This window comes from Rhodococcus sp. NPDC003348 (genome assembly GCF_053589375.1).
The window spans coordinates 1-12304 of the sequence record NZ_JBSFRT010000025.1 but is presented as its reverse complement, the minus strand read 5'-3'; the positions used below and the strand labels follow the sequence as shown (position 1 = coordinate 12304).

General features: G+C 66.5%; 11 protein-coding genes. 4 read left to right on the top strand and 7 right to left on the bottom strand.

Features of this window, described 5'->3' with window-relative positions; genetic code table 11:
- Positions 1 to 169: 169 nt before the first annotated feature.
- Together ACWDU4_RS16995 and ACWDU4_RS16990 are read right to left on the bottom strand one after the other, a co-directional pair.
- Positions 170 to 1069, bottom strand: coding sequence for an alpha/beta hydrolase (locus ACWDU4_RS16995; RefSeq protein ID WP_450115082.1), 900 nt, complete (start codon positions 1067 to 1069; stop codon positions 170 to 172).
- Positions 1066 to 2619: a flavin-containing monooxygenase gene (locus ACWDU4_RS16990; RefSeq protein WP_450115081.1), complete on the bottom strand. Its 1554-nt coding sequence runs from the start codon at positions 2617 to 2619 to the stop codon at positions 1066 to 1068. The genes ACWDU4_RS16995 and ACWDU4_RS16990 overlap by 4 nt, the downstream gene beginning before the upstream one ends.
- Positions 2620 to 2816: 197 nt before the next feature.
- Here ACWDU4_RS16990 and ACWDU4_RS16985 point away from each other — a divergent pair, with 197 nt between their 5' ends.
- Positions 2817 to 4007 (top strand): PucR family transcriptional regulator, encoded by a 1191-nt coding sequence (locus tag ACWDU4_RS16985; RefSeq protein WP_450115080.1) that lies wholly within the window; start codon positions 2817 to 2819, stop codon positions 4005 to 4007.
- A gap of 108 nt (positions 4008 to 4115) precedes the next feature.
- Here the strand turns inward: ACWDU4_RS16985 and ACWDU4_RS16980 are convergent, their stop codons facing one another.
- The 5 genes from ACWDU4_RS16980 to ACWDU4_RS16960 form a co-directional block, all read right to left on the bottom strand.
- On the bottom strand, positions 4116 to 5096 hold the full coding sequence (locus ACWDU4_RS16980; protein WP_450115079.1) for an alpha/beta fold hydrolase: 981 nt from the start codon (positions 5094 to 5096) through the stop codon (positions 4116 to 4118).
- 335 nt (positions 5097 to 5431) lie between these two features.
- Positions 5432 to 6616: an NADH:flavin oxidoreductase gene (locus ACWDU4_RS16975; RefSeq protein ID WP_450115078.1), complete on the bottom strand. Its 1185-nt coding sequence runs from the start codon at positions 6614 to 6616 to the stop codon at positions 5432 to 5434.
- Between the two features lie 20 nt (positions 6617 to 6636).
- Positions 6637 to 7938: an alkyl sulfatase dimerization domain-containing protein gene (locus ACWDU4_RS16970; protein WP_450115077.1), complete on the bottom strand. Its 1302-nt coding sequence runs from the start codon at positions 7936 to 7938 to the stop codon at positions 6637 to 6639.
- Positions 7935 to 9203 carry a sulfotransferase family protein gene (locus ACWDU4_RS16965; protein WP_450115076.1) on the bottom strand — a complete coding sequence of 423 codons (1269 nt, stop codon included), beginning with the start codon at positions 9201 to 9203 and terminating at the stop codon, positions 7935 to 7937. Before ACWDU4_RS16965 ends, ACWDU4_RS16970 begins: the two co-directional genes overlap by 4 nt.
- A 5-nt stretch (positions 9204 to 9208) precedes the next feature.
- Positions 9209 to 10033, bottom strand: a complete 825-nt coding sequence (locus ACWDU4_RS16960) for an SDR family NAD(P)-dependent oxidoreductase (protein ID WP_450115075.1) — start codon at positions 10031 to 10033, stop codon at positions 9209 to 9211.
- A gap of 20 nt (positions 10034 to 10053) precedes the next feature.
- Here ACWDU4_RS16960 and ACWDU4_RS16955 point away from each other — a divergent pair, with 20 nt between their 5' ends.
- From ACWDU4_RS16955 to cysD, 3 genes are all read left to right on the top strand, one after another.
- Positions 10054 to 10665: a TetR/AcrR family transcriptional regulator gene (locus ACWDU4_RS16955; RefSeq protein WP_450115074.1), complete on the top strand. Its 612-nt coding sequence runs from the start codon at positions 10054 to 10056 to the stop codon at positions 10663 to 10665.
- Between the two features lie 12 nt (positions 10666 to 10677).
- On the top strand, positions 10678 to 11460 hold the full coding sequence (locus tag ACWDU4_RS16950) for a 3'(2'),5'-bisphosphate nucleotidase CysQ (protein ID WP_450115073.1): 783 nt from the start codon (positions 10678 to 10680) through the stop codon (positions 11458 to 11460).
- The coding region (gene cysD, locus ACWDU4_RS16945) for a sulfate adenylyltransferase subunit CysD (protein ID WP_450115072.1) at positions 11457 to 12304 on the top strand (848 nt) is incomplete at its 3' end. The genes ACWDU4_RS16950 and cysD, both read left to right, overlap by 4 nt.

Here is a 12304-nt window from a genome sequence, read left to right as displayed (position 1 = left end):
TGCGCAGCTGTTGGGAAGGATTTGCCCCGTACGGTGGAGCGATCCTTCCCGATCGACCGCGTTCGCTGCGTGGGCCTCGACGCGGGTAGTGGTTGGGGTGAGTTTCCTTCCAGCACCGGTGACTTCGCAGGGTATGGGGGTGGTGGAGTTGGCGCCTGGCGAGCAGAGGTCACCCCTGGAGTATTCGGCGGGACAGGAACTCGATCTGGTCGTGCAGGACGGTCGTCTGACAGGGATCGCGGTACACGTCGAAGTGGTCCACGGGATAATTCCGCAGTTCGCTCGGAGCGGTCGCCTTGCGCGCGGCCCGCTCGGCAGCAGGTGACGAGACGACCGTGTCGAGGTCGCCGACCTGTATCAGCAGTGGCACAGCAATCTTGCGGACACTGAGCACCGGGCGGTTGAACGCGACGTCGAGGGTGCAACGGGCGCGCACCTCGTTGCGCCACGACGGACCCACCACTGCGAGAAACTCCTCCAGCGCACCGTCTTTGGCGATCACGGCCGACGATCCGGCCGGTCCCACCGCGGGAAGCATGTGCGGGCGTCGACCGACGCGGTCGCGCAGGCCGGCCCAGGTGAGTGCGAGAATCTTGCCGATCCCCTCAGACTTGACGACCATGCCGAGCACCGGCACTCCGTCGACCGCGGGTGTGAGCGAGAGGACCGCGGCGATCCGCTGGTCGTGCGCGGCGACGTCCAGCACGTGTCCACCGGAGTACGACGTACCCCACAGGACGATCCGGTCGGGGTCGACCCCGGCCAGTCGCCGGGCGGCAGCGACCGCGGCACGGTAATCGGCCCGCTGGCCGCGGTAGTCGACGTGCTGGCGCATCTCACCATCGGACCCGCCGAACCCGCGATAGTCGAAGAGCAGTACGTCGAGGCCTGCCGCGGCGAGCCCCTCGGCGTAACCCTCGAGGCCGGCATCCCGTGTGCAGCTGAAGCCGTGGGCCATCACGACACACGGGCGACCGGCCTCGGTTTCGAACGCTGCGCCTTGCCCGGTGTAATGCCATGCGGCACAGGTGGTGCCCGCGCTGCGGAAGGTGATGTCGGTGCGGCTCATGCGACATTCCCCGCCGCGGTCGGCCGCACGCGGTCGGCGCTGCGCCCGAAGTCCAGGGTGCCGTCGTCGATCGGACCCGCGAGGCGTTCGAGGTCGAAACCGTAGTGGCTCTTGAAACTCCACGGCCCGTCCTTGACCTGGCGCGGGAAGGCGGTGATGCTTCGGTTCACGTAGTTGGCCTTGAGATCGTCGATCATCGGCTCTCGCTCGGCGTCGGCGTCGTCGAGCCGAGGTACGACGGTGTCGAAGCCTCGAGCGTCCATCAGCTCGAGCAGCCGTGCGAGGTAGTCGCTGGCGAGGTCGATCTTGAGGGTCCACGAGTTGTTGGTGTAGCCGAATCCGAAGAAGAAGTTCGGTACGCCACTGAGCATCACCGACTTGTGGGCGACGGTATCGGACCAGTCGATAGGCTCGCCGTCCACCTCGACCGCGATGCCACCGAAGGGCAGCAACTTCAGGCCGGTGGCAGCGACCACGATGTCGGCGGCCAGGAACTGACCCGACGTCAGTTCGATGCCCTCCGGGACGAACCGCTCGATCGTGTCGGTGGCGATCGTGGCGCGTCCGCGCTTGATGGCCCCGTAGAGGTCGGCATCGGGGACGAAGCACATCCGCTGTTCCCACGGGTTGTAGGAGGGGTTCAGATGGGTGTCGACGTCGAAGCCGCTCGGCAGGAACGCCTTGTTGATCTGCCGGACCAGCTTCCGCATGAGACGCGGATAGCGTCGGCTGAGGCTCACCACCGTGCGCAGTCGCTGGATGTTGGCCTTGCGGGTCAGCTCGAAAGCGGTGGTGGTGGGCAGGAAGCGCCGCAGCAGATCGAAGACCACGTCCTTGGCCGGGAGCGGCAGGATGTAGCTGGGCGAGCGCTGCAGCATCGTGACGAACTCGGCCTTCTCCGCCAAGGCGGGCAGCAGGGTCACGGCCGTGGCGCCACTGCCGATCACCACCACGCGCTTGCCCGCGTAGTCCAGGTCCTCGGGCCACTGCTGTGCGTGGACCAGTGTTCCGGCGAAGTCCTGCTCGCCCTCCCACGTCGGGCGGTGGCCGCCGGCGTGATCGAAATACCCTGTGCCGGAAACGATCCACCGCGCCCGTAGTGTATCCACCTCTCCGGTGGCGACGTCGCGCAGCGTCACCGTCCACTGCGACTCCGCCGACGACCAGGCCAGTGATTCGACGCGGGTGCCCAGGCGCAGTCGGTCGGCGAGGCCGAATTCGTCGACCGTCTCGACGAGGTACTCCTTGATTTCGGCGCCCGGCGCGATGGCCTTCTCCTTGGTCCACGGCTTGTACTGGTAGCCGTAGGTGATCAGGTCGGAGTCCGACCGGATGCCGGGATAGCGGAACAGGTGCCAGGTGCCTCCGACTTCCTCGTGGGCGTCGACGATCAGCACGGACTTCTCGGGCTTCTCGACTTTCAGGCGCGACGCGAATCCGAGTCCGGTGAGGCCGGCGCCGATGACGAGCAGATCAACCTCGGGGGCGCCCGAGGGGTGCGCATGTGCTTCCGCGGTGCGAGTGGGGACGGGTCGCGTTGTCTTCGTCACGACAACTCCTATCTGGTCGATATGCCCATCGTCACGTGACGTAGATCACCATGCAACGGCGATATGCACAGAAATTGGAGAAGGAATGGGCAGATGCACAAGAGGGGTAGGGTTCAGTCGTGCCGACCGGTAACGAACCGAATCCTCGACAGGCGTCGAGCGCACAGCGCCGGGGCGTCGAGAATCTTGTGCGCACAGTGGCGACCTGGTCACTCGACCCGGACAGCGGAGCGCTCTCTCGCGTCGAGGACGCAGCGCTCACCGGGGTCGGCGATCCGTTCAACACCGATCCCGTGATGGTGCAGGAGGTACGGGAGTCGACCCGCCTCAACGTCCAGCACTGGGCGACGACGATTACGGCCAACCCATACGATCCCGTGATGCCGACGCTCGCACTGCCCGTCGTCGGCATCGCCCGAGAGGTGATCCGGCGGGGCGCCGATCGCGCGATATGGAAGGCGTACCACGTCGCGAAGGAGGAGGCCTGGCGGCTGTGTATGCAGCGAATCTTCGAACTGGAAGCGGATCCGGCGATCCTGGCCCCGGCGCTGGATCTGATCTCCCGCTCGCTGGAATCGTTGATCGAAACCACCCTCGACCAGCTGACGGCGCTCGTCCAGCGGGAACGCGAGGACTACCTGTGGCAGTCGCACACCGAGCGACTCGCGACCGTCACCCAACTCCTGGACGAGGACCCGACGGATATCGGTGTCGCCGAGCGCCGCCTGGGCTACCGACTGGGCGGCAACCAACTCGCCGGTGTGCTGTGGACCGTCGCCTCCATGCCCGACCAAGCCGCGCTGATGAGAACGGCGACCGAACTGATGCGGCGCGCCGGGGCGACGCAGGTGTTGGCCGTGCCCGCCAGTTCATCCTCGCTGTGGCTCTGGCTGGGGTCCCACGAGCCACTGGACCCGCGGGTCCTCGCCGACGCCTTCGGCGACGGCTCTGTTGCGCCCGAAGAGCGTGCGGTGCGTCTGGCGGTGGGGGGCACCGGCATCGACGTCGAGGGCTTCCGGCGCAGCCATTTCGAGGCGGTGAGCGCCCAACTGCTCCTGCTCCGCACGCATCAGGTGCGCGCGGCGGCCTTCGACGACGTCGCCCTGGTCCACCTCGCGACCCAGAACGAGCAGGCGGCTCGCGCTTACGTCTCCCGGGTCCTGGGGCGGCTGTCCACCGCCGACCCGGACCTGCGCAAGACCGTGCGTGTCTACGTCCGCGAGGGCCACAGCGCCGCTCGTGCCGCCCGTGCCCTGTTCACGCACCGGAACACGGTGCTCAATCGTGTGCAGCGCGCCGAGCAGCTGCTGCCTCAGCGTTGGGCCGCAGGCTCATTGGAGGTCGGCGTGGCCCTCGAGATCGACCACTGGCTCGGACCACGAGGCTGATTCACCTGGCTCGAAGGCCTCGGAGCCGCGAGGGTCGTGGCTGGGCGTTCGCCGGTCACAGTGCGGTCGGAGATCGGTGCCCTGCCCGACGGGCGCGGCAGCGGCCTTTCATCGTTGTCGAGTCTGAACGTGCTCGTCGAGGAATCGCTGTGTCATCTCGGCAATCGCGCCCGCGTGGGCGTGGAACAGGTAGTGGTGGCCGTTCATGATCGTGATCTGTTGGATTGCCGGGTTGCTGATCGCGGCGCGGTGCGAGGGTTCCCACTCCGGTTCCACTTCGAGGGAGGAGGCGGCGAGGATCGACAGGGCGGGCAGAGTCGGTGGGAACATGGCGCCCTCGGCTGCTCGCACGTTCTCCGCCCCGCGGGCCATTTCGTCCAGCACGGTTGGGTTCAACACCCACGCGTACGCACGCAGGTACAGGTCCTGCTGGTCCGGGGTGTATTCGGCCGTGTCGCCGAGGCTGTCCCGGTAGTCGGCTACCAGCCCCAGGTAGTCGGTGCTCTTGTCGAGGGCGATCAGGTCCCGGGTTCCGCCGATGGCGTTGACGCCGGCCATCCATCTCGGCCAGTCGGGGGAGTCCTGGGCGCCGTCGGGGGTGTAGCGCTCGTCATCCAGGCCCACCACTGCGGCGACCTCGTCCGGGTGGCGGGTGGCCCACCACATCGCATACAGACCCGAAATCGAGTGGGGCATCAGGACGTAGGGACCGTTGAGTCCCAGTTCTCGGAGCGCGGACCGGGTCTCGTCGACGATCGCCTCGCTGGTGCGGGGGTTGTCGGTGCCGTCGCTGAGACCGAGCCCGAACGGCTCGATGGTGACGACCGTGTTCTGCGCGGCCAGGTTCCGGGCCAGTGGGGTGAAGCCGAGGATCGGTTCCGGTGTGGCCAGGCCGGGCATCAGGACGATGGTTCGCGGTCCTGAACCCTGGACCGCGACGCTCATCCGGTGCCCGTTGACGTCGACGTACCGGTGCTCGGGGCCGATCAGGCGTTCGATGGCCTGCTTGTCACGTGGCGTCTGCCACCAGTGGACCGTCGTTGAAGTTGCAACGGCAACAACGACTATCGAAACAAGTCCGATGAACATCCATCGCATGACACGTAACAGCATGCGTCGCGGCTTCAGGATCGGTGAATCTGTCTCTGCGCCTGGTTGATCGCCATCCGCTCGCTCGCCTGTCTCCGCATCGGCGGCAGACAGATCAGACCTCCCCGGTATCCCCATTCGCCCAACCTAGCCGACGTCGCGTTCGCGGCCGAGAGGTTTACTACAATTCGTAGTAGACAAGTCTTCGCGCCAGGCACCGGGTGCAAATCGCTCGAACCTGACCGCAACTGCGTCGACGGGCGGTGGCCGCCTCAGAAGATCCGGGTCGGCCACCGACCGTCAGGGTCGCGGCGATCGACGGGTACAGGGCACGTTCATGGGCGCAGAACGCAGTGCGCCCCACCATAGATGGTTGTGATGCATTTGTTGCAGTGGATGCACAACGACTGCCCGCCGCCGCTGGACTGAATGGTGTTGACGAGGTCGGGATCACTCAGCAGCGCGCGTCCCATCTCGACGAACTCGAAGCCCTCGGTCATCGCCCGGTCGATCGACTCCTTGCCGGTGACCCCTCCGAGCAGCACCAGCGGCAGATCGACCGCCGCCCGGACCTGACGCGCGTAGTCGAGCAGATACGTGTCCTGGTACGGGTAGGTCCGCAGGAAATGCTTGCCCACCAGCTTGATTCCAAGCTTCTGGGGCTGCTTCATCAGTGCCCCGAACTCCCGCAGTGGCGCATCGCCGCGGAACGTGTAGAGCGGGTTCTCGAGGGAACTGCCGGCGGTGAGGACGACCGCATCCACGGACCCGTCCTGCTCGAGCCACTTGACCAGTTCGATGGCTTCGGCGAGCCAGAATCCGCCGGGCGCACCGTCGTCCATGCTGACCTTCGCCATGATCGCGATCCGGTCGCCCACCGCGGCGCGGACCGCGACGGCCGTCTCCCGGGCGAACCGGGCCCGGTTCTCGAGGCTGCCGCCGTACTCATCCGTGCGGTGGTTGAGCCGGTTACTCAGGAACGAGCTGATCAGATAGCCGTGGCCGAAGTGCATTTCGATGGCGTCGAATCCGGCCTCGACTGCCTTGAGAGCGGCATCGACGTGTGCCTGTCTGATCCGTGCGATGTCCGCTGCCGTTGCCGCCTGCGCGAAACTCAGTGTGGTCAGGTGGAAGTGGCGGCTGGGTGCCAGGGAGGCGCTCCCGAGTGCCTTCGGTGGCGCCACCGCACCGGCGTGGCCGATCTGCGCGGACACCGCCGTACCCTCGGCGTGCATGGCGTCGGTGAGGCGGCGCAAGCCCGGCATGGCTTCGTCGGTCCACAGGATCTGGCCCGGCGACGTGCGGCCCTCGGGAGCGACAGCGCAATACGCCACCGTCGTCATTCCGACTCCGCCCGTGGCGAACTGGCGATGGAACTCGATCAGTTCGTCGGTGACCAGACCCTTGGGGGTTCGCCCTTCGAACGTCGCGGACTTGATGATGCGGTTGCGCAGGGTGATCGGGCCGAGCCGGGCGGGTGCGAACGCGTCCGGGACAACGGTTTCCGTATCGGTGCTCATGGAACTCCTTCTTGGGTTGGTCATCCGGCCGTCGTCGCCGTCGATTCGAGCTGCTGTTCGAGCAGGCCGATGCGATGCGTCAGCCATCCCGATTCCCAGAAGTTCTCGGCCGTAACCGGATCGGCGAGAAGTGCACGGTGGCAGTCGAGGAGGAGCGCGGTCGCCGCCGAGTCGTCCGGCGCATGCGCCAGCACCGCCTCCGCGAGTGCGGTCGCCTCCTCGGGTCGGCCCCCGTCCAGATGTGAGCGACCAAGGTCGAGGACGGCCTCGTTGCCGGCGAGGCGGACCAGGTCGGCAAGCGTCCGCTCGCGCGGAACGGCGTGCAGTTCAGAGGTCGCCTTGTGGTGGAACCAGCCCAGGTAGGTCTCCCAGATCGTCTTCACACCCCACTTGACCTGACCGTAGCCCTGTCCGACGTACAGGTGGTCCGGCAGCGTCACTTCGCGAACGAGAGTCTCGACATCCTTGCCGGCGTTGATGCCGTCGAGCGTCGTCTGGTGGATGTAGGACACGGCGTCGTGCATTCGCTCGAGCACCGCGTCGATGAGGTCCTCTCCCTCGATCGGCTCGCCGCGTCCGGTGATCAGCATTGCGGGTCGCAGATCGCGCAGCTTGGTGATCGTTGCGAGGTACGGCTCCGCGAAGCGGTAGCGCTGCCCTCGAATGGTGTTGAGGTTCGGGAAGTGTCCGAACAGCGGCCCGAGCAGGTTGCTGATCAGCGCGATGCGGTGCTGGGGAAGCCAGACCATCGCCCCGTCGACCGTCTCGCCGACGCCGGAGTGCAGTTCGATCTGCAGCCCGCCGACGTTGAGTTCGAGACGCTCGTCGAACATCAGGTCGGGGGTGGGGATGTCCTGCGCGGGCGACACGTCGGGGCGGGCCTCGATGAAGCCGCGGACAGTCTCGGCGTCGCGGCCGAACCACACCGGCGCCCACTGCCGCATCCGCGTGATGACACGTTCGTCGTCGTGCTGCACCGCCGGGTTGAGCGCATTGGCCACATAGATCGCGCCGGGCTCACGGAATCCGGCGACACCGCCGACATGGTCGGTGTGCCCCTGAGTTGTGACGATGTAGCGAGTGGGCCCCGCGTAGACGTCGTCGAACAGTTTGCGGTGGTGCGGCGCCTCGTAGCCGAGCCCGGTGTTGACGATCACCCGTCCTGCCGGTGTGACCAGCATGTAGGCGGCGCTCGAGCCCGGCGACATGTAGATGAAGTCGCCCAGGCGGACCGCCTCGGAGGCGTAGACGTGGTCGAGTAGGACCTTGCCGGGACGATTCTTGATGAACTCGTCGATCTGGGCGGCGGACACGGGGCTCACTGGACCTCCACTTTCACGGGAAATGTTTCGCAGTACTCGGTGAATCGGGTTCTGAGCTCGGCCGGCTCGCGACCGAAGTCGGCGCGCAGGTCGTAGACGACCTGACCGTTCGCGCCGCGCGGATGATGTGCGATGTGATCGTCGACGGCCGCACGGGCCTCGTCGGTGAACTCGATCCCGCTGTGCGCGTAAATGCGTTCGACGGTGCCGACGTCGTCGGCCATGAACCTGTCGAAATACACGTCGACCCGACGCTCCGCGGGAATGAGTGCGAGGTCCCGGGTTCCGGCGTCGAGGAGGCGGCCGACGCGGTCGGTCCAGTAGTCGCACACGGCATCCATGTCCGGCACGAGGAAGTTCGAGCGGGCACCGTATCCGACCATCGTCGCCGCAGACTGCACCACCGACACCGGATCCCGGTGAGTCATCACGACCGTCGCGTCGGGGAACGTATCCATCAGCGGACCGAGCTGCTCGAGATGTTGCGGGCACTTGAGGATCCATCGACTCGGTCCCCGCTGCCACTGCAGGACCTTGAGCATCGTCGCCATGAAGGCGTAGTGCGGGCGCTGGTCGTGCGACAGGTAGTAGTCCCGCCACCGAGGCGCCATCGACGATCCCCACTCGAAGTTGTAGCTGGAGAAGTCCAGACACTCGAGTTCGAGTTCCTCGTGGATGTGGTCGGGGTTCATCGGGTGCATGGCGGCGACAAGCGGGCTCTTCGCCCGCATCTGGTCCCACCTGCGCTGGGAGCGGACGATGCGGGGGTCGATCCCGTCCGGGCCCACCACGTCTCCCGCGAACGGCACCGGCTCCTGGCTCTCCCACAGCGGCAGCGACCGGAAGCGCGTGTCCGCCGCCAGTAGATTCACCAGGTGCGTCGTTCCCGAACGCGGCAGCCCGACCACGACGATCGGTGCCTCGATCTCGATATCGCGGATCTCGGGATGTCTCTTGAGCAGGTCCAGCACACGCAGCCGGTTGGCCGCGTAGCGCACGCTGCCTGCAAACGTCACCATGCGCGAGACCGGGGAGCGGTTGGGATCGGAGTCGATCTCGTCGAGCTGCAAGGCGAGGCGCTCGTGGAAGTCATCAGGTCCGAAGTCGTCGAGACCGGCCTGCTCCGCGGCCGCCGCGAGGACCGCATCGACGCTGAGTTCCACCGGATTCGCCTCGGCGTACGCCCAGGTCTCGCGTTGGGAGTCGGTCAGGACCGGGTTGCGCAGATCGGTGATCCGGATCCGCCCACCGGTGGTAGTGGTCACCGAGATCAGCCCTGGATCGAGAAGCCGCCGTCGACCGGCAGAGTCTGGCCGGTGACGAATCGGGCGGCCGGACTGGCCAGGAACAGCGCCACCGGCGCGACGTCGATCTCGGGATCGGCCCACCGGCCCATCGGGGTGCGATCGAGCGACGGCTTGCTGTGCTCGGGTCGCTGCTGCAATCCGGATGTCATGTTCGTGGCGGTCAGGCCGGGGGCGATCGCGTTGACCCGCACGTTCTCGGTCGCCCACTGGGCGCCCATGGTCTTGGTCATCTGCACGATGCCGGCTTTCGACGCGCCGTAGCCCGGCACCATGCCGACCGCGAAGAAACTCGCCATGGAGGCGACATTGACGATGGCTCCGCCGCCGTCGAGTTCGCTGGCCGTCAGGAGCGGCAGGCATGCGGTGGCCATGCGGAAACCGCTCACGAGGTTCACCGAGAGCGATTCCTCGAAGACTTCCGGGTTCCATTCGCCCTTCTGTGTGAGGGTCTGCCCCGCGTTGTTCACCAGGACATCCAGCGCCGACAGCCCTGCCGCGACGTCGGCGATCTGCTCCCGGTCGGTCATGACGCACTGCCGGTATCCGAAGTCGTCCAGATCGTGCTCGTAGTCGCCGGCTGCGGGTCGCGTACCGGTGATGGTGACCTTCGCCCCGGCTGCCACGAAGCTGCGTGCGATCGCCAGGCCCAGCCCGTTGGATCCGCCGGTGACCAAAACCTGTGATCCTGAAAAGTTGTATGTCACAACACTGTTCACATCATGCGTCGTCATGGGTGTGACTGTAGGCACAGATTGATCATTGGTCAATCCATATTGACCATTGATCAATCTGTGCCTACAGTGGCTCCATGAGAGCAACGAACGGCGGCAATTCGGCCTACGGAGACGCCGAGGCGCGACGTCGCGGAGTCTTGGATGCCGCGGCTGAACTACTCGACGAAGGCGGCTACGGCGCCCTCACGAACCGTGCGGTCGCCAAACGGGCCGGCATCAGTCCCGGGCTGATCTACCAGTACTTCGTCGACAAGCAGGACATCTTCATCGCACTGCTCCACGAGAGCCAGGTGGAGTTGGCCGAGTTCATCGCCGCGTTGCCTCGCGACAAGGGTGTTTCGGCGCTCATTGCCGGAATAGTGCCCGCATCGACCCGACAATGGGCGCGCGTGGGACATCTCGTGGGGACCTGGCGCGACGTCGACGGCGAGACGGGTGAGCGTGAATCGGTTCACGTGTTGCGTAAATCGACAGATCACCAGTTCGCCGAACTGCGGCGCGCACTGATGGAAGCGGCCGCAGCCGAAGGGCTCCGACTTCGTGACGACCCCGCGCTCATCCCCTTCGTCTGGTCCGGCTTGATGGGCCTGGCCGACACCCTCGTCAACAACTGGGCCCGAGACGTCGAATCGGACGCGTTGATCGCGTACTCCGCTGACACCGTGGCGAGGGCCATCACCGAATGACTGGAGCTGTGAATGAACAGAGCAGACAACCCCGCCCGCCCCCGGGCGGGGTCGGGCAGTAGTGCCGCCGCGGCCACGGAGTTGGCGACCGAGGCGGGGTACCTGCTACTCGCCCATCGCGAAAACCTCGCCGCAGGAATGGGTCCCGCCGAGCTGAGGAAATCTGGCGATCGACTCAGTCACGAACTGCTCGCCGCGCTGTTGGCCGAGCGATTCCCCGGCGACGCTGTGCTCTCCGAGGAGGGCGCCGATGATCTCGTCCGCCTCGGCGCCGACCGCGTCTGGATCGTCGATCCGCTCGACGGCACTCGGGAGTTCGGCGAGCAGGGCCGGACCGACTGGGCTGTGCACGTCGCGTTGGTCGAGGGCGGTGAGCTGACGGCCGGTGCGGTGGCGATGCCGGCGCTCGGCGTCACCTACTCGAGTGACGGGCACCTCGACGCCACCGCGCAACCGATCCCGTCTGTGCCGCGCGTCGTCGTCAGCCGCACCCGCCGGCCCGAGCCGGTGATGGCGATGGCCGCCGCGCTCGGCGCGGAACTGGTCGAGATGGGCTCGGCGGGTGCGAAGGCGATGGCTGTGGTCCGTGGTGAGGTCGAGATCTACGCCCACACCGGCGGTCAGTACGAGTGGGACTCGGCAGCCCCCGTCGCCGTGGCCCGTGCTGCGGGACTTCATGTTTCCCGCATCGACGGCTCCGCGCTGATCTACAACCAGGAGAATCCCTGGCTTCCCGACCTACTGATCTGCCGGCCCGAACTGGCCGGCGAAGCCTTGGAGGCACTTCGGCGATGAGCAGTCCCACGACGAGCAAGACCTTGACCCATCTCGAGAGGCTTGAGGCCGAGAGCATCCACATCATGCGGGAGGCCGTCGCGGGGAGCGAGAACCCCGTGATGCTGTACTCGGTCGGCAAGGACAGCGCGGTGATGCTGCACCTCGCCCGTAAGGCGTTCTACCCGTCGCGGTTGCCGTTCCCGCTGCTGCACGTCGACACCACCTGGAAGTTCCAGGAGATGTACAAGCTGCGTGACGAGTCCGCTGCCGCAGGGGATTTCGATCTGCTGGTGTACCAGAACCCCGAGTGCGTGGAGAAGGGGATCAACCCGTTCACGCACGGGTCGTCGACGCACACCGACATGTGGAAGACCGAGGGCCTCAAGCAGGCACTCGACCTCCACAAGTTCGACACCGCGTTCGGTGGTGCGCGGCGCGACGAGGAGAAGTCCCGCGCCAAGGAGCGGGTCTTCTCGGTTCGCTCCGCCGAGCACCGGTGGGATCCCAAGCGGCAGCGACCCGAACTGTGGCACATGTACAACGTCCGCCGGTCGCCGGGGGAGACGCTGCGGGTGTTCCCGCTGTCGAACTGGACCGAACTGGACGTCTGGGAGTACATCCGGCAGGAGAACATCCCGATCGTGCCGCTCTACTTCGCCGCCGAACGGCCGGTCGTCGAACGGGACGGCACCCTGATCATGGTCGACGACGACCGGATGCCGTTGCGGCCCGGTGAAGTTCCCGAACTCAAGAGCGTCCGCTTCCGGACCCTCGGCTGCTACCCGCTCACCGGGGCCGTCGAATCCACGGCCGCAACCCTGACCGACGTCATCCAGGAAATGTTGCTCACCACCACGTCGGA